Consider the following 23,651-nt stretch of genomic DNA (forward strand, 5'->3'; position numbering starts at 1 on the left):
ACGCCTTAACGATCTGTTCACCATTTCAAGGTTTTTCCCGGACAGCGCCGCGTTTTCGCCCGGATTCGGCACGAGGTTGAGGTCATGATGACATCGACTCTCGCCCTTCTCATCCTGTTCGGCTCTGCGCTTCTGGTGCTGAGCTACCTGCGCGTCGTCGTGCAGGACACCTGCTCGATGCTGGCCCGATGCGCCGGACGCGCGCGGGACAGCGGGCAGATGATCTCGCGAGGGGCCTTTGTCACGCTCTGGCTTCTGATCTTCTTCCTGAGCTTCTACTGATGCGCAGACTTCTCGCCATGCAGCGCCCGGCGGAGGCGCCCCTGGAATGCCCGAACCAGGACACGGGGCTCAACTTCCTGTTCCTGGCAGCCTTTCCGCTGTTCGCCTGGATGTTCTACGGCGGGTTCTCCGCCATGGCCACGGCCCTCGTCGAACTCTGGATCCTCTCCGTCGCGCTGCGCCTGATCGCGCACGGCACGCGCCTGCACGCCATCTACCGCGTCACCCCCGGCGCAAAGGCCCCGCGCATTCCCCGCAAGCTCCTCGGCTCGCTGCTGATCGGCACGATGATCGTCGTGCTGGCCAGTCACCGCTTCGAGGACATCGTCCTGCCGCTGCTGATCGGCGTCTGCGGCTTCGGCCTCGGCATTGCCGCCTTCGGGCTCGACCCGATGCGAGACAAGACCGACGTGCGTGCCGACAATGGCCGGCAGGAGGCCGACATCCTGCTGGAACAGACGGATCACCGGCTGGCGATGATCGCCGACCGCATCGCCATGCTGGAAGACGCGGAGATCACCCGCCGCACCGAAGCCGCCCGCACGCTCGTCCTGCGCCTGATGCGCGGCTTCGCCCGCGATCCCCGGTCGCTGGCCCGGCTGGCGCGCCCGGTCGACAAGTTCGTCAGCCTGCTCGACGCGGAATCGAACCGGCTCTGCGACGCGCGCTCCGGCGAGGGTGCCCAGTTCGCCCGTCGCCGCTACATCGCCAAGCTGGACGTCATGACCGAAAGCTTCGAGACAAGCGCCCGCAGGACCCGTGTGCGCGGCGACAAGGACGATTTCGAGATGGAGGCCGACCTCCTGCTCGACCGGATGCCCACCAACAGCGCCGCCTGACGACCGCCCCGCGCCCCTTTCCTTCTCCGCCGCCCGGCGCGTCAACGGACAGGTCGTCCGTGGGCAAGGTGACGCTGACTGTGGATAGTTCCCCCTAGCAAGTGCAGCATTTAGCCCCTAAGTTTCGGTCACACGCAGACCATCGGGGGCCTGGATGTCCGGAAACGCCTTGCAGAAGATCAGCTATATCCTGCTGATCGTCCTCCTCTTCGGAGTGTCCACGGGCTGGCTCGGGGGCCTTTGAGCGATGGCAAAGCGCTACGGCGGAAAATACAGCCCCGACGGGGACATGGCGGGCAAACCGACGCTTCGTGAGGACCGTGCCGAGGTGCGCGCCTACAAGGGCGCAAAGGTCGCGCCGGCCGGTGCCCGGTCCAACGTGCTGTTCATTCCCGGGCTGCTCCTCGCCTTCTTCTCGATCAACGAAGCGCCGGCCGACATGGCCGTGGGCCTTCTGGGCGCCGGATCATTGATCCTTGGCGCGTGGCTCCTGCGCGACGGGCTGCAGGCCGAATCCGCCTACCACGAACGCAAGATCGCCCGCCGCCCGTCGATCCCGCGCAAGCTGTTCGCGGCGGGCCTCTGCGGCATCGGTGCCGCGCTGGCCGCCTGGACGTCGCAGCACGGTGTCGCGGCCCCGGCGATCTACGGCGTCGTCGCCGCCGCGCTGCACATCGGCGCCTTCGGCATCGACCCGATGAAGGACAAGGGAATGGATGGCATCGACACCTTCCAGCAGGACCGCGTGGCCCGCGTGGTCGACGAGGCGGAGCGCCACCTCGCCGCCATGAACGAGGCCGTGAAGCGCGCCGACGACGCCCAGTCCGAGGCCCGCGTCGAACGCTTCACCGTCAAGGCCCGCGAGATGATCCGCACCGTGGAGGAAGACCCCCGCGACCTGACCGCCGCCCGCCAGTTCCTCGGCGTCTACCTGATGGGGGCGAAGGACGCCGCCATCAAGTTCGCGGATATCTATTCGCGCACCCGCGACCGCGGGGCCAAAACCGATTTCATGATGTTGCTCACCGATCTCGAAGAGAGCTTCGACAAGAAGATCGAAAAACTGCTTGAGGACGACAACGCCGACCTCAACATCGAGATAGAGGTCCTGCGCGAGCGCCTGCAGCGCGAAGGCGTGCATCTCGACCGGAAGTTGGGCTGAAATTTTAAACGGGGGATCCCTTAGATGTCTGAAAACGTTCGCCAGGAAGCTCAGAAGACGCTCACGATGGTCGATGAGGTCAACGCCACCATCCTGCCGGAACCGGCCGATGCCAATGCCATCGTCCCGCTGAAGGAAGCCCCGGCCGAGACCAGCGAGGAAATCCGCGCCCGGATGGACGAGATCGACATGAGCGACACGAACTCCATCGTGTCCTTCGGCTCCGCCGCGCAGGCCGAACTCCAGACGATTTCCCAGGCGATGCTGACGGACGTGCGCAACAAGGACGTGGGCCCGGCGGGCGACAGCTTGCGCGGCATCGTCACCACGATCCGCGGCTTCTCCGTGTCAGAGCTGGACGTGCGCCGCGAACGTTCGTGGTGGGAAAAGCTCTTGGGCCGCGCCGCCCCCTTCGCCAAGTTCACCGCCCGGTACGAAACGGTGCAGGCGCAGATCGACAAGGTCACCGACGACCTCCTGAAGCACGAGCACCGGCTCCTGAAGGACATCAAGTCGCTCGACCTGCTCTATGAAAAGACCCTGCAGTTCTACGACGAGCTGGCGCTCTACATCGCCGCCGGCGAAGAGAAGCTGGAAGAACTTGACGGCATCGCGATCCCCGCGAAGGAGAACGAGGTCCAGAACGCCGACGAGGGCGACCAGGTGATGAAGGCGCAGGAACTGCGCGACCTGCGCGGCGCCCGCGACGATCTGGAACGCCGGGTGCACGACCTGAAGCTGACGCGCCAGGTCACCATGCAGTCGCTGCCCTCGATCCGTCTGGTGCAGGAAAACGACAAGTCCCTCGTGACCAAGATCAACTCGACGCTGGTCAACACCGTGCCGCTCTGGGAAACCCAGCTTGCGCAGGCGGTCACCATCCAGCGTTCGAAGCAGGCCGCCGCCGCCGTGCGCGACGCCAACGACCTGACCAACGAGCTTCTGACCTCCAACGCCGCCAACCTGCGCGACAGCAACAAGATCATCCGCGAGGAGATGGAGCGCGGCGTCTTCGACATCGAGGCGGTCAAGCAGGCCAACGCCGACCTGATCGGAACCATCGAGGACTCGCTGCGGATCGCGGACGAGGGCAAGGCGCGCCGCGCCAAGGCCGAAGAGGAACTGAAGAAGATGGAACACGAACTGCGCGACACGCTGGCCTCCGCGAAGGCCCGCAAGACCGGGACCGGCGACGTCGCCGCAACCGCGGTGCCGTCCTGATCATGGGCGCAGCGCGCGACATTTCCCGGTCCGCAAGGGCCAGGCTCCGGGCCAATGTCCCGGCCTGGGTCCCGGCGCTCCTCTGCGTCGCGGCCCTATCGGCCTGTGACGAGGCGGCGCTTGCACCCAGCCAGACCGTCGTCACGCCCGAAGCCCGCCCTGCCCCCGTGGCCGCCCCCCCGCCGGTCACCGAAGCGGAGCCGACGCCGCCCTCCGCCGCCTCGCGCGAGATCGCGGCCTATTACTCGCGCGTGCAGGCCGACAACCTCGCCCGCGGCCTCCTGCGCACCGACGGTGGCGGGCCCGACACGCCGTTCACCGACACCATGCTGGTGCGCAACTTCATGGCCATCGCGCTGGAAGAGGAATACATCCGCGGCGAGGGCCTGCGCCCGGCCGGCCCCGGCGCCTCCTCGGCGGTCAAGAAGTGGACCCAGCCGGTGCGCGTCACCACCGAGTTCGGCCCCGGCGTCCCGCGCGAGCAGATCGACTGGGACCGCGCCGAGGTGGCGAAATACGCCGCCCGCCTTGGCCGCATCACCGGCCACCCGGTGTCGATGAGCAACGACAACCCGAACTTCTACGTCCTCTTCATGTCGGAGGACGACCAGCCGCAGATCGCCAACCGCATCCGCCAGCTCGTGCCGGACGTGAACCCCAACGCGCTGCGCATCTTCCGCAACCTGCCGCGCGGCATCCACTGCCTCGTGATGGCCTTCGCCACCGACTACGGCGGCTACGACTACGGCACGGCGATCGCGGTGATCCGTTCCGAACACCCGGACCTGATGCGCCGGTCCTGCGTGCACGAGGAAATGGCCCAGGGCTTCGGCCTGACCAACGACAGCCCCTCCGCGCGCCCGACGATCTTCAACGACGACGACGAATTCGCGCTGCTGACCCGGCACGACGAGCTGCTGCTCAAGATCCTCTACGATCCGCGCCTGCGCCCGGGCATGTCCGCCGAAGAGGCGCTGCCCATCGTGCGCGAAAAGGCCGCCGATCTCGTCGGATCCGGCAATTCAAGCTGACCGCGCCCCCCGCCGCCGTCCGACCGTTTTGAGATAAGGAGAGATTTCAATGCCGATCTGGGATTTCCTCAAGGGACAGTTCATCGACGTCATCCACTGGACGGACGACACCCGCGACACGCTCGTCTGGCGGTTCGAGCGCGAGGGCCACGAGATCAAGTACGGCGCCAAGCTGACGGTGCGCGAAGGACAGGCGGCGGTCTTCGTCCACGAGGGCCAGCTTGCCGACGTCTTCACCCCCGGCATGTACATGCTGGAAACCAACAACATGCCGATCATGACGTCGCTCCAGCACTGGGACCACGGCTTCCAGAGCCCGTTCAAGTCAGAGATCTACTTCGTCTCGACCGCCCGCTTCACCAACCTGAAGTGGGGCACGAAGAACCCGATCATGCTGCGCGACCCGGAGTTCGGCCCGACCCGCATCCGCGCCTTCGGCACCTACGCGATCAAGGTCGCCGACCCCGCGCTCTTCATGCAGGAAATCGTCGGCACCGACGGCGAGTTCACCACCGACGAGGTCGCCTTCCAGATCCGCAACATCATCGTGCAGGAATTCAGCCAGGCCATCGCCCGCTCCGGCATCCCGGTGCTCGACATGGCGGCCAACACCGGCGAGGTCGGCGGGCTGATCGCCAAGGCCATCGACCCGACCATCGCCGCCTACGGCCTGACGCTGCCCGAACTCTACATCGAGAACATCTCCCTCCCCCCCGAGGTCGAGAAGGCGCTCGACGCCCGCACCTCGCGCGGGCTGGCCGGCAACCTCGACGACCACATGAAGTGGAAGGCGGCCGAGGCCATGGGCAAGGGCGGCGCCATGGACCAGTCGATGGGCATGGGCTTCGGCGCGGGCATGGGCATGAACATGGCCCAGCAGATGACCCAGCCCTCCGGCGGTCAGCCCGGGCCCTGGGGCGGCCAGCAGCAACCGGCCGCCGCCGCGCCGCCACCGCCTCCCCCCCCGCCGGTGGAACACGTCTGGCACATCGCAAAGGCCGGGCAGACCACCGGCCCGTTCTCGAAAGCCGACCTCGGCAAGATGGTCACCACCGGAGAGTTCGACCGCGAAACCCACGTCTGGACGCAAGGCCAGGACGGCTGGAAAAAGGCGGGCGAAGTGTCCGAACTGGCACAGCTCTTCACCGTCATGCCCCCGCCGCCGCCGCCGATGTAACCCCTTCGCGGCCCCCGCCCGGACACCCGGGGGCCGCGCCCCCCGTCACCGCGCGCAACGCCGCGCTCCGACGCAAAAGCCGCGCCCCCTTCCGCCCGGCCATGACTCCTCCGCGCGCCACAGGCCGCCGGGGCCACTCTCCGCTGCCGACGCCCGCCACTACACCAGGACGCCCCCACCTTCATCTTGGCCAAAATACCTCGGGGGGCCGCAGGCGGGGGCGGAGCCCCCTCCTCACCCGCCCGACAGTGCCCGCGGCAGGGCGCTCATCAGAGCCGGGGCGTTGCAGGCATAGGGCGGAAAGGCGTGCTCCGTCACACGCTCCACCGGGAAGGGCCGGAACGGATCGACCTGGCTTTCATACATAAGCTCGCCATCCAGGCAGAGGTCCTGCGCCGCGCTGCCGATGTTGAAGCCGAAGCCGCCCGTGCCGCAGCTCGTGCCGAAACCGTCCATGTTCCACGCCTGCGGCATATCCACACCCATGCCCTCGACCAGCAGTTCCGGCCCCTCGGGGTCGAGGAAGAGCCGCCAGTCGGTCTCCTCGTTCAGCATCCGCAGGCCCCAGTGGCCGATGGCTTCGCCGTCCTTCGTCCCGTCGACGTGAAAGCAGATCAGGTCGCTGTCCCGCACCAATGGCGCGGACACGTCCCGCGTGTCGTATTGCAGCGCGCCCGACACCGCGTAGCCGCCAGACCCCTCCCAGCGGAAGGCCATGGTCACCGTCTCCGCCCGGAGCGGCGCCGCCAGCAGGATCATCAGGGTCGTTCGCAGGTACACGCAGCAGTCCTCCATCGTTTGCCCCGAACCTAACCGCCTGATCCCCTGCGGCAAGAGGTCGTCTCCGGCGCGCTTGCCTTGAATCGCGCCGCCCGTAATCTGAACCCGGCAATTCACCGGTGCCGTGCGGCACCGCAGCTTCGGGGATTTCACGGCATGGCCCGCCAAGAGGGATATTCCGGCCTCCAGATCGGCCTTCACTGGACCGTCGCGGTGCTGATCGCCGCCGCCTTCCTGACCCACGAGGACATGGGCCGCGCCCTGCGCAACCGCCTCGAATCGGGGGAGGACGCCACGCCGCTGCACGTCTGGCTGGGGATCGGCGCGCTGGTCTTCATCGCCATCCGCATCGTCGTGCGCGCCTTCCATGGTGCCCCGCCGCCGCCTGCCGGTCAGCCCCGCTGGGCCGACCTCGCCGCGCTCTGGGGGCACCGCGCGCTTTACCTCCTGATGATCGCGGCGCCGCTTCTGGGCATCGGCGCCTGGTACGGCGGGCTGCGCACGTCAGGCGAGGTGCACGAGGTCGTGGGCGAGGCGCTGGTAATCCTCGCCGCCGCCCATGCGGTCGTGGCGCTCCTCCACGCGGTCGTGAAACGCGACGGCGTGCTGACCCGGATGTTCCGCCCGCAGGTCTGAGGGCCCGCGCGGGGCCGCGTTAACAAAGATGACGCAACGTCACGCCGATCCGCGGCGGACCGCGGGCGCAAAGGTTAACAACCGGCCGGTTCGGACCCCCGGACCGGCCGGTTCACCCCTTACAGCGCGTTCACGTTTCCGAACGAATGCTTCCGCCCTTGTGGTCCCGCACCCGGAAACCCCAACAGGTGCCCAGCGCACGGCAGCTTAACCCTACCGCACGCACCGGTGATAAAGGCCAAATGTGAACGCGCGCCGCCCTGCCCCCTTCCCCTCCGCGCCAATCCTCCTAGGATGACCGCAACCGCCATTGATCCAAGACGATTTTGCCATGAGTGACACGCCCCCGCCCTTCGACTCCGCGCCGCCCGAGACCGGCCCCAAGGAAGAGCACCGCTTCCCCTGCGACCAGTGCGGCGCCGACTATCGCTTTGATCCTGAACGCAATATGCTGATCTGCGACTTCTGCGGATCGACCCGCGAGGTGATCGAGCAGCGCAGCCCGTGGGAAGGCGGCCTGAAAGAGCTCGACTTCCGGGCGGCGATCGACAACCTCCTGCCGCTCCAGGAGATGGAGGAGACCCGCGTCACCACCTGTCCGAACTGCGCCGCGCAGCTCGAATTCGACCCGGCGGTGCATGCCACGGAATGCCCCTTCTGCGCCACGCCCGTGGTCGCCGACACAGGCACCCACAGGCACATCAAGCCACGGGGATTGCTGCCTTTTGCGCTGGACGAGGCCGCCGCGCGCGACGCCATGACCAAGTGGCTGGGCAAGCTCTGGTTCGCGCCCGGCGGGCTTCAGGACTACGCCCGCAAGGGCCGCAAGATGAGCGGCATCTACGTGCCCTACTGGACCTACGACGCCAACACGGCCTCCCGCTACTCGGGCGAACGCGGCACGGTCTACTACGTGACCGAAACCGTGGTGCGCGACGGCAAGCGCCAGCAGGTGCAGGTCCAGAAGATCCGCTGGTCGCCCGCCTCGGGCCATGTCTCGCGGTTCTTCGACGACGTTCTCGTGCTGGCCTCCCGGGCGCTGCCGAAGCGGTTCACCGACGCGCTGGAGCCCTGGGACCTGGCCGCGCTGGAGCCCTACCGCCCTGAATTTCTTGCCGGTTTCCGGGCCGAAGGCTATCAGGTCGACCTCGACGAAGGCTTTGTCGAGGCGCGCGCCCACATGGACCGGCAGATCGAGCGGGACGTGAAGTTCGACATCGGCGGCGACCGCCAGCGAATCCACCGCATCGACACGAACGTCTCGGACGTGACCTTCAAGCACATCCTGCTGCCGGTCTGGCTGGCGGCCTACAAGTACCGGGGCAAGACCTACCGCTTCGTGGTCAACGGCCGCACGGGCCGGGTGCAGGGCGAACGGCCATGGTCGGCGTGGAAGATCGCCGTGGCGGTGATTCTCGGCCTGATCGTCGCCGCAGGCGTGGGCTACGTCTTCGCCCAGAACCAATGAGGGGAGGCGGCGCAAAGCCCCGCCCTACATCCCGCTGCGCCCCGTGGATTAACGGATTCGTAACCCGTGACGGGCAATGTGTGACCACCCCGCGATTTGTCCTGCCGGTGACGACCGGAACGTTAACGGCCCGGTGCGCCCCGATGCACCGGGCATGTTTCTCCGGCCCCGGATCCGCAACATGGGCTTGACCCCTTCCGCATTCGCGTCTCTTCCTGATAGATAGCGCAAACACGAATGCCAGAAGGGACCGGACCCATGATCCTCTGCTGCGGCGAAGCTCTCATCGACATGCTGCCCCGCGAAACGACGGCGGGTGAGGCGGCCTTTGCCCCCTACGCCGGCGGCGCGGTCTTCAACACCGCCATCGCGCTTGGCCGCCTTGGCGCCCCGGCGGGCTACTTCGGCGGGCTGTCGAACGACCTCTTCGGCCAGCTTCTGGCGTCCACCCTGACCGCCTCCAACGTCGATCACACCCCGGCGGCACGCAGCGACCGCCCGACGACGCTGGCCTTCGTCACGCTGGTGGACGGCCACGCCAAATACGCCTTCTACGACGAGAACACCGCCGGGCGGATGCTGTCCTCGGACCAGCTTCCGGCGCTGGACGACACCTGCAAGGCCCTGTTCTTCGGCGGTATTTCCCTTGTCGGCGAACCGGCGGCCGACACCTATGCCGATCTGTGCGAACGCGCGGGCGACCGCGTGGTCATGATCGACCCGAACATCCGCCCCGGCTTCATCACCGACGAACCGCGCTACCGCGCGCGCCTGAGCGCCATGCTGAACCGGGCCGACGTCGTGAAGATCTCCGACGAGGACATGGAGTGGCTGGGCACAGCGCCCGAAACGCTGCTGAAGCAGGGCGTGGCACTGGTGCTGGTGACGCGCGGCGCGGAAGGCGTGGACATGGTCAGCCGCGAGGGGACGAAGCGCATCGCCGCGCAGAAGGTCGCCGTGGTCGACACCGTGGGTGCGGGCGACACGTTCAACGCGGGATTCCTCGCCGGGCTCGACCGGGCCGGGCTGCTGACCCGGGAGAAGCTCGCCTCTGCATGGCTCGACGATCTGGCACCCGCCGCCGACCTCGGCGCCCGGGCCGCCGCGATCACTGTCAGCCGCGCGGGCGCCAACCCGCCGTGGGACAACGAGCTGTGAGGGCACTGATCCAGCGCGTCACCAACGCCCGCGTCGAGATCGGCGGCTCCACCGTCGGAGAGATCGGGCCCGGCCTGATGATCCTCGTCTGCGCCATGCAGGGCGATACGGAGGCAGAGGCCGACCGCCTCGCCGCCAAGATCGCGAAGCTCAGGATCTTCCGCGACGACGAGGGCCGCATGAACCGCTCCGTCACCGACACCGGCGGCGCGGCACTGGTCGTCAGCCAGTTCACCCTTGCGGCCGACACCTCGCGCGGGAACCGTCCCGGCTTTTCCGCCGCCGCCAGCCCGGACGAGGGCGAACGCCTCTACAACCACTTCGCCGCGCAGGTCCAGAAGCAGGGCATCCCGGTCGCCACCGGACGCTTCGGCGCGGACATGGCGGTGAGCCTGACCAACGACGGGCCGGTGACGATCTGGATGGACACCGACAGCTGATCCGCGGCAGCCCTGACGGGAAGGCCTTCGACGAGACAGGCAGCGCGCCACAGGCGCCCCGCCGGATCACGGTTCGTGGAAGGCCTCGCGCGATTTGTAGAGCGGTTTCAACAGGTACTGGAGCACCGTCTTCTCGCCCGTGTGCAGCTCCGCCTGCGCCTGCATCCCGGGACGAATCTGCATCGCCGCCTGCCGGTCGGTCATCGCGTCCCGGTCGACGCGCGCCGTCACCTTGTAGTGCGGCGGCATCTCCGGGCGGCGCTCGTCCTTGAAGGTGTCCGCCGAGATCACGTCGACCCGCCCCTTCAGCGCGCCGTAGATCGTGTAGTCGTAGGCCGACAGCTTGATCGTGACTTCCTGCCCGGGACGGATGCCGGCGATGTCCTCGGGCTTCACCTTGGCCTCGACGTACAGTTCCTCGTCCAGCGGGATGATCTGCATGATCTCCTCGCCCGGGCGCACCACGCCGCCGATGGTCGTCACGCTCAGCTTGTTCACCACGCCGTGCAGCGGCGACACCAGCACCGTGCGGTTCAGCTGGTCCAGCGACGCCTTCAGGTTCTGCTTGAGCGTCGCAAGTTCCTTCAGCGTCTCGGAAAACTCCTCGGCCCGGGCCAGTTCCGTGCGCGTGACGATCTCGTCGTAAGCGTTCTTTGCGTCCGCATGGGCCTTGCGGGCCCGCGTCACCTCGATCAGCGCGACCACCTTCTTGTCCAGAAGGTTCTCCATCAGCGCCTTCTCTTCCGCCGCCTGGTCGAGCACCTTCTGCGCCCCCTGCCGCCGCGAGATATAGTCGGACTGCCGCGCCGCCAGCAGCGCCTGTTCCGAGGCGACCATGGCGGGCAGGCGCTCCCTAAGTTCGTCGGGCACCTCCACCACGGAACTGCCGGACAGCTCCGCCTCGAGGCGCAGCCTTCGGATTTCCAGCGCGGTGATCTGGTCGCGCAGATCGTCGACCGAGGACCGGAACTGCGTGCCGTGCAGCCGGGCCAGCACGTCGCCGCGCAGCACCTCGTCGCCTTCCTTCACCAGAAGCTCCGACAGGATGCCGCCTTCGAGGTTCTGGATGATCTGCGGACGGGAGGAGGAGATGATCTCGCCCTCCGCCCGAACGATCTCGTCCAGCCACGCCATCGACGCCCAGACGATGAAGACCCAGACCGAAATGGCGCACAGCCAGATGGTCATCGACGGGCCACGCAGCGACTTCGACAGCTGCGCGCCGAGGTTGGTGGAGGACGCCGCCATCAGGCCGCTCCCGTCGCGGGCATGGACGCGGCCACGGGGGCCGGGGCACCCGCCACCTGCGCGCCGCGCAGATGCGCCAGGACCTGGTCGCGCGGCCCGTCCACGATCATCCGGCCGTTCGCCAGGATCATCGTCCGGACCGCCAGTTGCAGGATCGGCACCCGGTGCGTGGCGATCACCGCCGTGCGCCCCTTCAGCCAGTGTTCCAGCCGGGAAATCAGCGTCTTCTCAAGCGTCTGGTCCAGCGCGGCGGTGGGTTCGTCCAGCAGGCAGACGCTCGGGTCCTGAAGCCACAGGCGCGCCCAGCCGATGGACTGGCGCTGCCCGACAGAAAGCCCCTCTCCGCCGTCGCGGATGTCGAGGTCCAGCCCCTTGGGATGCGCCTTCACGAAGGGGCCGAGGCCCGCGAAATCCAGCGCATCGAAAAGCCTGTTGTCGTCCCGCTCCAGCAGCGACAGGTTCAGGTTGTCCCGAAGCGTGCCGTGGAACAGCCGCACGTCCTGCCCGAGGTAGCCGATGTTGCGGCGCAGGTCCTTCGGTTCGATCTGCGCCATCTCCGTGCCATCGACCAGCACCTTGCCGGCCTGTGGCTGGTAAAGCCCGGTCAGCATCTTCAGAAGCGTGGACTTGCCCGAACCGTTGGCGCCCAGCACCGACATCACCTGCCCGGGCAGTATGCTCAGCGCGTTCACGTCCAGAACCGCCGCGCCTTCGGGGTCGTAGCGAAAGCTCACACCCTGCAGGTCGAAGCGGCCGCCCAGCGTCTCGCGGCGCAGGTAGGTGCGCGTGGCAGAGCGGTCCTGCTGCACCTCGGCGATGGAGTCGAGCCCGTCGAGCGCCGCCTTGACGTTGCCCCAGCGGGCCAGGATGCCCGACAGCTGGGTCAGCGGCGCCAGCGTGCGCGAACACAGGATGCCCACGGCGATGATCGATCCGACGGTGAATTCGCCTGCGAAGACAAGGTAGGTGCCGGTGATGACCGCCGCGACATAGGTGGCCTGCTGGACGCCCTGGCTCCAGAACGTCAGGGTCGCCGCCAGCCTGCGCTGGTCGGAGGATTTCAGCGCCTGCACTGCGCTCAGTTCTTCCCACAGCCGGGCAAAGCGGTCCTCCGCGCGCTGAGTCTTGATGGTGTCCAGTTCGACCACGGTTTCCTGCAACAGGCGCGACTGCTTGGACGACGCGCCCTGCATTTCCTTTGTCAGGCGGATCATGCGGCGCTGCATGAAGAAACCGGGCACAACCATCAGGACACCGCCCGCCACCAGCACCCAGACGACGCTGCCCGCGATCGACCAGACCATCAGCAGGAAGACGAAGATGAAGGGGATGTCGGCCAGCGCGCCCACGGTCGAGGCGGTGAAGAACTCCCGCACCGATCCGAATTCCCGCATGGAGGAGAAGAGCTGCGACGGCGTGCGCCCCGGCAGGTCGGACCGCATGCCCAAGAGGCGCTTCATCAGGAGGCCCTGCACGCCAAGCTCGATCTGCCGTCCTGCCCCGTCCAGAAGCTGGGACCGCGCGACCTTCAGGAACCCTTCGAGCAGCAGCGCCAGTCCGGCGCCCGCCGCCAGCACCCAGAGCGTCGCCTCCGACTGGTGCGGGATCACCCGGTCGTAGACTTGAAGCGAGAACAGCGCGACGGACACCGCCAGCAGATTGGCCACGAAGGAGCCCAGGGCCACCTCGCCGAACTGCTTGGAGAAATGGCCGAACTGGCCCCAGAACCAGTGCTGCTTGCGCTCAACCGCTGCGTGGGTTTCCGCTAGGTAGGCGACCGGTGCCTCCGCCCGGATCAACTGACCGGAAAAGAACCGCGCGAATTCTGCCAGCTCAACCTCGGAGGTGCGGGACACGGTGGTGTCGTCGTAGATCGTCAGCCAGCCCGCCTCCTGCGACAGGACCAGCACAGCCTGCCCGTTCTTCATCACGGCGATGGCAGGCCAGAGACCGGGCACGAGGCTGTCGGGTTCGTCCTCAAGGGCCAGAAGGCCCGCGGCCTCGACCCCTGTGCGCAGGGCGTAGGCATCGTAGCTGTCGTCGCATCCGGCGTTCTGCGACAGGGCTTCGAGGATATCGGTCGCCTTGGCCTCCACCCCGAGCCGCCCGGCCAGCACGCGGATCAGCGTCGCCCGGGCGCGCCCCCGTGTGCTAAACCGCGACGACGCGCCAGAGCCGTGCCCCGAGGGCACCGCCCTCAGCACGGCATCGCGCGCCCGGCCCGCCATATGCAGGACCTGGCTCAAATCGCGCCGCCTTCGGCCAGCGCGCCACGCAGGCGGGCCAGTTCAAGCTCCGCGCGGGCGGCCTTGTATTTCAGCTCGATCTCCGTCTCCAGCGCGCGGGCGTAGGTCTCGTAGGTGTTGACCACGTCCATGACCTGCCGCTGTCCGCCTTCGAACTGGCGCTGGAACATGTCGAGGTTCTGTTTCGCGGCTGCGGTCAGGCCCTTCGCCTCGCCCGCCTGCCGCTCGTAGGCCACAAGCCGCGACTGCTGGCTGGCGATATGACGATCCGCGGTCTCGCGCGCCTCGGCAACCTTGCGGTCGGAGGTCTCCTTCGTGGCCTCGATGGCCTTGAACTCTGCCAGCGTGCCCAGCCCGAAGAGCGAATCCGTCGTCACCTCCAGCCCGCCGCTGGTATCGCCGTAACCGTCGACCGATCCGGTGGCGGCGAGCCCCGGCAGATGGCCGGCACGCTCGATCCGGGCCGTGGCCAGCGCCTGCTCCCGCTCGGCACGGGCGCGCAGGACGCCCAGGGCCTCACCCGCGGTGTCGTCGCGCAGACCGCCCAGCCCGCGCAGGTCGGTCAGGGAGGTCGCGGTCATGGCGTTCAGTTCGGCCAATGCGGTCGCCTCCGCCTCCTGCGCCTCGGCAGAGCGGGCGCGGATCGAGGCCAGCTTCTGTTGCAGGACGTTCAGGTCGGACGTGTTCGAAACGCCGCCCTGCACCCGCTGCTGCATGACCCATTCGAACTTTGCCATGTCGTCGTAGGCGCGGTTGAGATGCAGCGACAGGTCGCGGTTTTCCTCGGCGGTCACGTACAGCGACAGCGCGTCGAACACCCGCTGGTTGCCGTCTTCCACAAGCTGCACGGCGGCGCGTTCCACGTCCGCCTTGGCAAGGTCGCGCTCTGCCACCTTGCGCCCGTTGTCGAACAGCACTTGGTTCACGACCATTTCCGCGACCAGATCCCCGAGGGAGGTCAGCGACACCCGCGGCCCGATCGTGGGCATCCAGTTCTTGCGGGCGGCCTCTTCCAGCAGTTGGGCCACGCGCAGCTCTGCCTCCGCCACCCGCGCGTCGGAGGCGATGACAGCATGCGACACGCGGGCGTAGGGCGTGCCGGAAACGATGACCGACGGCCGGGCCTGAAGGGCGGCGATGATCTCCGAGGCATCGCCCGGCCTGACCACGGCCTTCCGGACGCCCGCATCCTGTTCGGTCGGAATCGTCGCTTCGGCGCCCCTGAAACGTGACACGAAGCCTTCACCTATATCCGTGGAACACCCTGCCACGATTGCCGTCATGGCGATCATGGCCAGGCTCCGCCTGTAAACTACACTCATTTCGTGCCCCCGTTGTCGGCCCGACTGCTCTGATTACCGGGATTCGGGGCCCGGTTGATCCGGACCTCCGAATGTCTTGCTTGTGCACCCTTTGCGCGGGCGTCCGTCTTCAGATCACCACGTTGGTGATGTCGTCGTCGATCAGGACGGTGGACCCGCCCAGCTCGAAGACGTTGAAGGTATTGCCGTCCTGCGTCACCGTCCCGTTCGCGGTGGCGCCGGTGATCGTGACCATGTCGTCCGACCCGCCGTGGATCGCGACCGTATCGGTCGTGGACGACAGCGCCTGGATCTGGCTTTCGGTGATCGTCAGCTGGCTGTCCTCGGCGAAGTGCAGGTCGATCGTGTCGATGTTGAACTGCCGCAGCGCAGAGGCGATGTCGTCCGACATCTGCACCTGGTTGGTGTTCGGATCGTCCGTCACGAGATACGCGCCCGAGGTGTTGCCCGCCTGGTCGGTGGACGCCAGCACGAGGTGCGTGCCGTCCGCGACCGTGTTCTGCAGGAACAGGTAGGTGTCCTGACCCGCCGACACGGTGTTGGCGATCTGCACCTCCGAGACGTTCGGGTTGCCGGACGGATCGCCGACCTTGCCGAGGAACAGGTCGTCGGCGGTGGTGTCGGTCCAGACCTGCGCCACCCCGCCGCCGCTGCGGCCGTAGCCGGTCCAGCTCAGCGTGTCGGGCGCTTCGGTGTCGATGCTCAGCGTCTCGGTGATCGAGGCGGTGTTGCCCGCCGCGTCCACGGCAGAGATCACCACCGGCGTGCTCAGCGTGCCGGTCGGGATCGAGGAGGACGGCACATCCACCGTCCAGCTTCCGTTCGCGGCCACCGTTGCCACATGGGTGTGGCCGTCGATCTCGATCTCGACGGTCGAGCCAGGTTCGACGTTGCCGGTCAGGGTGATGCCCGCTGCGGCCTCGGCAAAGTTCACCACGCCGTCGCCCGCCACCGTGCCGGTGGTCTCCAGCTGGTTCACCAGCGTGTCGATGGCAAAGTTGACCTGCGTCGTCGCCGTGTTGCCTGCCGCATCGGTGGTGTTCACCGTGGCAGAGGCCGGCATCTCGCCCGACGGGACCCGAGCGGCAGAGAAGTCCACCGACCAGTTGCCCTGGCTGTCCACCGTCGCGTTGTGCGTGACACCGTTGAAGCTGACAGAGACCGTGGCACCCGGCTCCGTCGTGCCCTTCAGGGTGAAGCCGTCCGACGCCTCGGCGGCGTTGATGACGTTGTCGCCCTCGACCGGATCGGTGGAGGTGGCGAAGTTCTGCACCTCGGTGTCCACCTTCACGCTGTCCGTCCGGGTCAGCGTGTTGCCCGCGCTGTCCACGATCTGCGCGGTGATCTGCGCGGTATAGGTGCCGGGCGCGATCTCGTTCGCGGCGAAGGGCGCGACCCAGTTTCCGTTGGCATCGGTCAGCACCCGGTGGGTGACACCTTGCATGGTGACATCGACATACTGGCCCGGGGTGGAGGTGCCGGTCAGCACCACGCCGTCGGACGCCTCGACGAAGTTCACCACGTCATCGGTTTCCACCGGGTCCGGGTCGATGGTCAGGCGGCCCGCGTCGGTGTCGATCACCACGTTCTGGGTAATCGTCTGCGTGTTGCCCGCACGGTCGGTCGACACGGCGGTCAGCACGGTGGTCGTCTCGCCCGTCGGCAGCTGCGAGGAGACGAAAGACGCCGTCCAGTTGCCGTTCGCATCGACAGAGGCGTTCACCGTCTGCCCGTTCAGCGTCAGCCGCACCGCGCCGCCGGGTTCGGTGGTACCGGTCAGGGTCAGACCCTGCGAGACTTCGGCGGCGTTCATCACCCCGTCCGCGCCACCGGGCGTGGAGGTCAGGGCAAAGTTGCGCACGAAGGTGTCCACCTCGACGCTGCCGGATGCGGTGGCCGCGTTGCCGGCGGCGTCGACGGAAGTGGCGCTGGCGGTCAGCGTCGTCTCGCCTGCCGGGATCTCGGCGGCGGCGAAATTCGCGCTCCAGGTGCCGTCCGCGGCGACGGTCGCGGCGTGGGTCACGTTGCCCAGTGTCACCTGCACCGAGGAGCCGGGCTGGGTCGTGCCGGTCAGGACGATACCATCCGCGCGCTCGGCGAAGTTGATGACACCGTCGGTTTCCACGGTGGAGGTGGCGATGGTGACGGTGTTCAGCGTGTCCACGGCGATGCTGCCGGAGGTGCTGGCGCTGTTGCCCGCCACGTCAGTCGAGGTGACGGCCACGTTCAGCGCCGTTTCGCCCGCCGGGATGGACGCGGCAGGGACCGTCACGCTCCATGTGCCGTTCGCGTTGGCCACGGTATCGATGGCAAAGGGCGTGCCGCCCGCGGCGCCGACCGTGCCTGTGATGCGCGCGCCCGGCTCTGCGTTGCCGGTGAGGACAAAGCCGTCCTGCGCCTCGGTCGCGTTCACCACGCCGTCGCCTTCGACGGTCGCAGTGTTCACGGTCACGGCGGTCTGGGTGTCGACGGCGATGCTGACGGTCTGCATCGCGGTATTGCCCGCAAGATCGGTCGCGGTGACGGAAGCGCCCAGCGTGCCGACCCCTTCGGGGATCAGCGCGGGGGGCACGGTCACGCTCCACGCGCCGGTGTTGTCGGCGGTGGCGCTCAGGGTCTGGCCGCCGATGGCGACGGCAATGGTCGCGCCCGGCTCTGCCCCGCCCGCCAGGGTCACACCCGCCGCGCGTTCGGACGCGTTCACCACGAAGTCGGCATCGTCGAAGCTGGCGAAGAGCGAGGTGTTGCGGTCCACCGTCACGGTGCCGGATGTGGAGGTCGTGTTGCCTGCAGCATCCACGGCCGTGGCCGTCAGCGTGCCGGTGTATCCCAGCTCCGAATGGCCCGGCGCGCCGTCGATCAGCGACGGCGAGAAGTCGAGCGTCCAGGTTCCGTCCTGCGCCACGGTCGTCGTGCCCAGCGTCAGCCCGCCGGAGGTCACGGTAATCGCCGATCCGGCCTCGCCCGTGCCGGTCACGGTCACGTCAGAGCCATACTCCGCACCGTTCACCACGCCGTCGACGGCAACGCTGCCGGTGTCGATGGTCACGGCCTGCTCGGTATCCACGTCGAAGCTGTGCGAGGTCGTGGAGACGTTGCCCGCCGCATCGGTGGCGGTGACATCCGCCGTGGCCGTATAGGTGCCCGGCGCAAGGTCGCCGCTGCCGAAGGTCACGGACCACGCGCCGCTGGAATCGGCGGTCGCGGTCTGGGTCACGCCGGCGATCACCACGGAAACCGCATTGCCCGGCTGGGACGTGCCGCTCAGCGTCACACCGGCGGCATGTTCGGCGGCAGAGATCAGGTCGTCCCCGGTCAGCGGCACGTTGTCGAGCGCCACCATGTTGACCGTGTCGATCTGAACCTGGTCGGTGACCGTGGTGCTGTTGCCGAAGGCATCGGTGGCCGTCATCGAGAAATCGGTGACGTATTCGCCTTCGGGGAAGACGGTGTCGTCGAAGGTGAAGCTCCACGCGCCGTCCGTGCCGATGATCACCGTTTCCGACACGGTGCCGATGGTGATCGTCAATTCCGCACCCGGCTCGCCGGTCCCGGTGATCGTCACGCCATCGGAATGATCGACCGCGTTGACGATGTCGCCCAGCGAGACGGTGCCATCCGTGATGTCGATGGCCGGGGGCGTCGTGTCGATCACGAAGGACGGGCCGTCGAGATCGGTGACCGTGCCGTTCGGATCGGTGACGGTAACGTCGATGTCCTCGTAGCTGCCGTCATCGGGAAACTCGGGGCCGGTGAAGATCACCTCCCACGTGCGGTCCTCGCCGGCGGTCGCGGTGACCGTGTCGTCGCCGATCACCACCTCGATCACCGAGCCGGGGTTGGCCGTGCCGGTGACGGTCAGGGTGGGATCGTCGTTGCCGCTGATACTGTAGGATTCATCCGGGTTGTCGACGGTCGGCGCGATCCAGTTGTCGCCAGACGATCCGTCGCCGCCATCGCCACCGCCGCCGCCCTTGCCGCCGACCAGAAGCGGCAGACCCAAGAGCGCACCAAGGCCGCCGGCCCCCGCGCCGCCAAGGCCGAGCAGCGGCAGAGCCGCGAGCATCGTGGCCTCTTCGCCCTCACCGTCGAAGTCGGAAACACCCTGCGCCACGACCTCCGGATCGTCGATGAAGATCAGCGAGTCGGACGGGCTCCACTTGCCCCATGTCTCCGTCGGGCCGTACTGAGCGAACAGGACGCCACCCTCGGTCTCGACAAAGCTGACCTCGTTCAGTTCGCCGTTGGCGCTGATGAAGAGACGGCTGTTCGCGGCGCCCGCGCTGCCCGAACTGAAGTAGTCCTCCAGCACGATCACACGGCCATCGGCAAGGGTGATCAACAGGTCATTGGCCGCCCGGTCGTAGCCGCGCAGGTCGCTCTGACCGATGTTTAGGGAAATATCGTTACCTGCGCCGCCAGCAAGAAGAAAACTTTGTCCTTCACCACCAACGGAACCGCGTTCCACCGCACCCTCAGGGGTACGGATCACGAATTCAATCGCATTCATCACTACACCGCTCTTGCCTCTGCGCCCGTCGATTTTTTTATTTGACGGGCATTTTTTGCTCTGATGACCGGTTAACTTATTTTGGTCTCAGTCGCTAGGCGAAATTGACGTTGGTGCCGCCTCACGTCGCTTTGATCAGGATAAATCGCAAGTTCTGCGTCATCTTGTGGCAAAAATGCGGCGGTCTCAGCAACTATCGAAATGCATGGCCTGGCCGCGTTGTGCCGCAAGTTGTGCGGCCAATCCCATTCTCACCGCCCAGGCCCCATCCTGCAGCGAGACCTCGCAGCGCGCGCCATTCCTCACCGCCTCAAGGAATCGGACATGCTGATAATAGGTGGCACCGTTGTGGTCGCCCGCATCCAGAAGAGTCGGGTCGACGGGTATTTCCACGATGCGCGGCGCCTTCGGGCTTCGCGGGCTGACAATGACCTGCGGCACCGGCGCCTCCGATGCGGGGCCGGGCCAGAATCGGGTGGGTCCGGGCACCAGCGCCTCGATCTTGCCAACGGGGCCGACCGCCAACAGCTCCTCCTGGTAGCGGGAACCTTCTGCGTACATGCAAAGCTCCAGCATGGCGCGGGCGCCGTTGGCGAAATCGACGATGACATAGGCGCTGTCCCAGATGTCGGGCACCTCCTCGCCATAGCGTTCGTCGAGGTGGTTCACCTCCTGCCCGGCGCTGGCCATGATCCGCACCGGGTCGGACTTCAGGATCAGGCGCATCAGGTCGAAGAAGTGGCAGCACTTCTCCACCAGCGTGCCGCCGGTGTTCCGATTGAAGCGGTTCCAGTCGCCGACCTTCGGCAGGAACGGAAAGCGGTGTTCCCGGATGGTCAGCATCTTCACACCGCCGGTCGCGGCCTCCACCTGCTGCAGGAAGGTCGCAACAGGCGGCATGTAGCGGTATTCCATCGCCACCCAGATCGGCGCGGGATAACTGGCCGCGATACGCGCGACGCGTGCCGCATCCTCGGGCGCGGTATAAAGCGGCTTCTCCATAAGGATCGGAAGCGGCCTCAGCTCTGCAATCCGTTCGAGCTGCGACAGGTGCAGGTGGTTCGGACTGGCGACCAGCAGCGCGTCGAGGTCAGGCTGGGCCAGAAGGTCGTCGACAGAGGAAACCTGCCCGGCCCCCGGGGCAAGGGCGCGTGCCGCGCCGGCCATCGCCTCCGACGGCTCGTAGATGGCGGCGACGCGGGCATTGGGCAGAAGGGCGATGTTGCGCAGGTGCTCCTGCCCCATCATGCCGCAGCCGATGACACCGTAATTGACGGTCGCGAGAGAGATGTCCTTCATTTCAGCCGTGCCACGTATGTTGCAACTGTCGTGTCGATCCAGCCGCGCGACACCTCCGCGCGCGCGCCCTCGCGCGAGAAACTGATGCGCGAGGCCAGGAGCGTCGGTGTGCCGGCGGTCAGGCCGTAGGACGCTGGCGCCCAGTCGGGCACCGGCGCGACAGTCATCCGGTCCTCCACCCGGCCGATCATCAGCCCAAGCTTGTCGCGGTAGAACAGGTACAGCGACTCCGACAGGTCAGCGCGGGTCATCCTTGCCGCGTAGGAGGCGTCGAGGAAGACCTCTTCGAGGATCGCGGGCACACGGTTCAGACGGCGCAGGCGGCGGATGCGCCACGCCTCCCTGTCCGTTCCGAACGCCGGGAGGTCATCGGGCTTCGGCACCCTCGCCACATCGAGGACCTCGGCGGTGGGCAGGCCGCCGCCTTCCAGCAGCTCGACCCGGAAGAAGGCATAGACCGCCTGCACGTCGGCCCGCGCGCGGATGTAGTTGCCCGACCCCTGCACCCGATCCAAGAGCCCCTTCTCCGTCAGGTCGGCCAGCGCCTTGCGCAGCGTTCCGACGGAAATCCCCAGCTTGGCGGCGTAGTCGCGTTCGGGCGGCAGGCGCTCCCCGTCCGCGAGGCGCCCGGCATTGATCTCCCGGATCAGCATCTCGCTGATCTGGAGGTACAGGGGCAGGGCGTAGCGGTCGGTCATTGCGCGCAATCCGAAATTGATACACCATTGATCTACCCAAAATCCGCGGCTAAGCAATATGGAAAATGCGGACCGGAGACATCTTATGACCGTTGTGCCCATCACCTCCCCCGATCTCGACGCCGCCGAGGTGTCATGGTTCGCGGCGCTCTGTTCCGACGACTACGAATACCTCGGAGTTCCTGAGGGCCGGTTAAGGTCGTCCTGGGCGCATTGCTCCTCCATCGTGCGGGAGGCAGAGCAGCAGGGCTTCCGCAACATCCTCTGCCCGTCGAGCTACCAGGTGGGGCAGGATACCCTGTCCTTCGTCGCGGGCTGCGCGCCGATCACCTCGAAGATCAACATGCTGGCCGCCGTGCGCTGCGGCGAGATGCAGCCCATCATGCTGGCCCGCACCATCGCAACGCTGGATCACATGCTGGAGGGGCGGCTGACGGTGAACATCATCTCGTCCGATTTCCCCGGCGAGAAGGCCGACAGCAGCTTTCGCTACCGCCGCAGCCGCGAGGTGGTGGAAATCCTGAAGCAGGCCTGGACCCGCGACCAGATCGACCACGACGGAGAGGTCTACAACTTTCATGGCCTGACGACGGATCCCGCCCGCCCCTACCAGACCGGCGGACCACTGCTCTACTTCGGCGGCTACTCTCCCGACGCGCTGGAACTGTGCGGCCAGCATTGCGATGTCTACCTGATGTGGCCCGAACCCAAGGACCAGATCGCGGAACGGATGAAGGCGGTGAACGCGGTGGCGGAACGCTATGGGCGTACGCTGGACTACGGCCTGCGCGTCCATGTCATTGTCCGCGATACGGAGGCCGAGGCCCGCGAATACGCCGAACACATCACCTCGAAACTCGACGACGAGATGGGCCGCCTGATCCGCGAACGCGCGCTGGACGCGGGCTCCCTTGGCGTTTCGCATCAGGCCCGCGCGCGCGAACTGGCGGACCAGTACGGTTATGTTGAACGGCACCTCTGGACCGGCATCGGCCGGGCGCGGTCGGGCTGTGGGGCGGCGATTGTCGGCTCCACCGACCAGGTGCTGTCCGAACTGGAAGAGTACCGCCGGATGGGCATCCGTGCCTTCATCCTGTCGGGCTATCCGCATCTGGACGAATGCCGCCACTTCGGCAGCCGGGTCTTGCCGCACCTGAAGACCTGTTCATTGCCCGAAGCTTACGGCAGGGTACCGGCCACCGCCCCCGACACGCCGCTTGCCGCAGGAGCCCGCCGATGACCCCCCGCATCCAGATCACCGAAGACCTGTCGTTCTCGCGCCTCGTCTACGGCATGTGGCGGCTGGGAGATGACGCCGACACATCGCCGGAGCACATCCGCAACAAGATCGCCGCCTGCCTCGACCAGGGCATCACCACCCTCGACCAGGCCGATATCTACGGCGGCTACATGGCCGAGGAGATCCTGGGTGGCGCCCTGACCCCTGCCCTGCGCAAAGAGGTCGAGATCGTCACCAAGTGCGACATCGTCGCGCCCGTGGGCCGGCACGCCGGGCACCGGGTGAAACACTATGACACGACACGCAAGCACATCCGCAGCTCGGTCGATGCCAGCCTGAAGCTGATGCGGACCGATCACATCGACCTGCTGCTGATCCACCGCCCCGACCCGCTGATGGACCACGTGGAAACCGGTGCGGCGCTGGACGAGTTGATCGACAGCGGCAAGGTCCGCGCCGTGGGCGTGTCGAACTTCCGCCCGTGGGACTGGGAACTGCTGCAATCCGGCATGACCACCCCGCTGGCCACCAACCAGATCGAGATCTCGCTGCTGCATCATCAGCCGCTGACCAACGGTGACCTCGCCTTTCACCAGCGGCACGGTCACCCGGTCATGGCATGGTCGCCGCTTGGCGGTGGCGCCCTCTTTGCGGAATCCAGCGCGCCCCTGCGCGCGCGGCTGAACGGGATTGCCGAAGAACAGGGCGTTGATGCCGCAGCGGTCGCCGTCGCCTGGCTGATGACACATCCGGCAAGCATTCTGCCGGTCCTGGGCACGAACACCCTTGAGCGTATTGCCCGGATCGGCGATGCCTCCCGGGTGACGCTCGACCGGGAGACATGGTTTGAACTCTATACCCTCGCCCTCGGCCACGAAGTGCCCTGAGGCCCGC

19 protein-coding genes are annotated in these 23,651 nt (G+C 67.1%); 12 read left to right on the forward strand and 7 right to left on the reverse strand.

Annotated features, from left to right (window positions below):
• The first annotated feature begins 84 nt into the window (after window positions 1-84).
• The 6 genes from CDO87_RS07585 (at window position 85) to CDO87_RS07610 (ending at window position 5,712) form a co-directional block, all read left to right on the forward strand.
• Window positions 85-282: a hypothetical protein gene (locus tag CDO87_RS07585; RefSeq protein ID WP_100928224.1), complete on the forward strand. Its 198-nt coding sequence runs from the start codon at window positions 85-87 to the stop codon at window positions 280-282.
• Entirely contained in the window at window positions 282-1,121 is an 840-nt protein-coding gene (locus tag CDO87_RS07590) for a hypothetical protein (RefSeq protein WP_157814939.1), read from the forward strand. Before CDO87_RS07585 ends, CDO87_RS07590 begins: the two co-directional genes overlap by 1 nt.
• Window positions 1,122-1,368: 247 nt before the next feature.
• Entirely contained in the window at window positions 1,369-2,283 is a 915-nt protein-coding gene (locus tag CDO87_RS07595; RefSeq protein ID WP_100928226.1) for a 5-bromo-4-chloroindolyl phosphate hydrolysis family protein, read from the forward strand.
• A gap of 24 nt (window positions 2,284-2,307) precedes the next feature.
• Window positions 2,308-3,504, forward strand: a complete 1,197-nt coding sequence (locus tag CDO87_RS07600) for a toxic anion resistance protein (RefSeq protein ID WP_100928227.1) — start codon at window positions 2,308-2,310, stop codon at window positions 3,502-3,504.
• 2 nt (window positions 3,505-3,506) lie between these two features.
• Window positions 3,507-4,535, forward strand: coding sequence for a DUF2927 domain-containing protein (locus CDO87_RS07605; RefSeq protein WP_254698365.1), 1,029 nt, complete (start codon window positions 3,507-3,509; stop codon window positions 4,533-4,535).
• A 49-nt stretch (window positions 4,536-4,584) separates the two neighbouring features.
• Window positions 4,585-5,712 (forward strand): SPFH domain-containing protein, encoded by a 1,128-nt coding sequence (locus tag CDO87_RS07610; RefSeq protein WP_100928228.1) that lies wholly within the window; start codon window positions 4,585-4,587, stop codon window positions 5,710-5,712.
• A 234-nt stretch (window positions 5,713-5,946) separates the two neighbouring features.
• On the opposite strand, the gene CDO87_RS07615 is transcribed toward CDO87_RS07610, so the two are convergent.
• Window positions 5,947-6,492, reverse strand: coding sequence for a hypothetical protein (locus CDO87_RS07615; protein ID WP_254698367.1), 546 nt, complete (start codon window positions 6,490-6,492; stop codon window positions 5,947-5,949).
• A 156-nt stretch (window positions 6,493-6,648) separates the two neighbouring features.
• Here CDO87_RS07615 and CDO87_RS07620 point away from each other — a divergent pair, with 156 nt between their 5' ends.
• The 4 genes from CDO87_RS07620 (at window position 6,649) to dtd (ending at window position 10,194) form a co-directional block, all read left to right on the forward strand.
• A complete protein-coding gene (locus CDO87_RS07620) occupies window positions 6,649-7,128 on the forward strand; it encodes a cytochrome b (protein WP_100928230.1) in 480 nt (159 codons plus the stop codon).
• A gap of 331 nt (window positions 7,129-7,459) precedes the next feature.
• On the forward strand, window positions 7,460-8,596 hold the full coding sequence (locus CDO87_RS07625) for a TFIIB-type zinc finger domain-containing protein (protein ID WP_100928231.1): 1,137 nt from the start codon (window positions 7,460-7,462) through the stop codon (window positions 8,594-8,596).
• Between the two features lie 258 nt (window positions 8,597-8,854).
• Window positions 8,855-9,754, forward strand: a complete 900-nt coding sequence (locus CDO87_RS07630; RefSeq protein ID WP_100928232.1) for a carbohydrate kinase — start codon at window positions 8,855-8,857, stop codon at window positions 9,752-9,754.
• Window positions 9,751-10,194, forward strand: coding sequence for a D-aminoacyl-tRNA deacylase (gene dtd, locus CDO87_RS07635; protein ID WP_100928233.1), 444 nt, complete (start codon window positions 9,751-9,753; stop codon window positions 10,192-10,194). The genes CDO87_RS07630 and dtd overlap by 4 nt, the downstream gene beginning before the upstream one ends.
• 66 nt (window positions 10,195-10,260) lie before the next feature.
• Here the strand turns inward: dtd and CDO87_RS07640 are convergent, their stop codons facing one another.
• The 6 genes from CDO87_RS07640 to CDO87_RS07665 all read right to left on the reverse strand — a co-directional run bounded on the left by CDO87_RS07640 (window position 10,261) and on the right by CDO87_RS07665 (window position 21,517).
• The gene (locus tag CDO87_RS07640) at window positions 10,261-11,442 is read right to left on the reverse strand and encodes an HlyD family efflux transporter periplasmic adaptor subunit (RefSeq protein ID WP_198521842.1); all 1,182 of its coding nucleotides are present in this window, start codon (window positions 11,440-11,442) and stop codon (window positions 10,261-10,263) included.
• Window positions 11,442-13,670, reverse strand: a complete 2,229-nt coding sequence (locus CDO87_RS07645) for an ATP-binding cassette domain-containing protein (RefSeq protein WP_100930873.1) — start codon at window positions 13,668-13,670, stop codon at window positions 11,442-11,444. Before CDO87_RS07645 ends, CDO87_RS07640 begins: the two co-directional genes overlap by 1 nt.
• A gap of 14 nt (window positions 13,671-13,684) precedes the next feature.
• Window positions 13,685-14,923, reverse strand: coding sequence for a TolC family protein (locus CDO87_RS07650; RefSeq protein WP_254698369.1), 1,239 nt, complete (start codon window positions 14,921-14,923; stop codon window positions 13,685-13,687).
• A gap of 196 nt (window positions 14,924-15,119) precedes the next feature.
• Window positions 15,120-19,520 carry an Ig-like domain-containing protein gene (locus CDO87_RS07655; RefSeq protein WP_100928235.1) on the reverse strand — a complete coding sequence of 1,467 codons (4,401 nt, stop codon included), beginning with the start codon at window positions 19,518-19,520 and terminating at the stop codon, window positions 15,120-15,122.
• Window positions 19,521-19,706: 186 nt separating this feature from the next.
• On the reverse strand, window positions 19,707-20,819 hold the full coding sequence (locus CDO87_RS07660) for a Gfo/Idh/MocA family protein (RefSeq protein WP_100928236.1): 1,113 nt from the start codon (window positions 20,817-20,819) through the stop codon (window positions 19,707-19,709).
• Window positions 20,816-21,517 (reverse strand): GntR family transcriptional regulator, encoded by a 702-nt coding sequence (locus tag CDO87_RS07665; RefSeq protein WP_100928237.1) that lies wholly within the window; start codon window positions 21,515-21,517, stop codon window positions 20,816-20,818. Before CDO87_RS07665 ends, CDO87_RS07660 begins: the two co-directional genes overlap by 4 nt.
• An 85-nt stretch (window positions 21,518-21,602) precedes the next feature.
• On the opposite strand from CDO87_RS07665, the gene CDO87_RS07670 reads away from it, so the two are divergent.
• The gene (locus CDO87_RS07670) at window positions 21,603-22,757 is read left to right on the forward strand and encodes an LLM class flavin-dependent oxidoreductase (protein ID WP_100928238.1); all 1,155 of its coding nucleotides are present in this window, start codon (window positions 21,603-21,605) and stop codon (window positions 22,755-22,757) included.
• Window positions 22,754-23,644 (forward strand): aldo/keto reductase family oxidoreductase, encoded by an 891-nt coding sequence (locus tag CDO87_RS07675; protein ID WP_100928239.1) that lies wholly within the window; start codon window positions 22,754-22,756, stop codon window positions 23,642-23,644. Before CDO87_RS07670 ends, CDO87_RS07675 begins: the two co-directional genes overlap by 4 nt.
• Window positions 23,645-23,651 lie beyond the last annotated feature (7 nt).

The sequence above is a fragment of the Sagittula sp. P11 genome (assembly GCF_002814095.1).
Taxonomy (GTDB): domain Bacteria; phylum Pseudomonadota; class Alphaproteobacteria; order Rhodobacterales; family Rhodobacteraceae; genus Sagittula.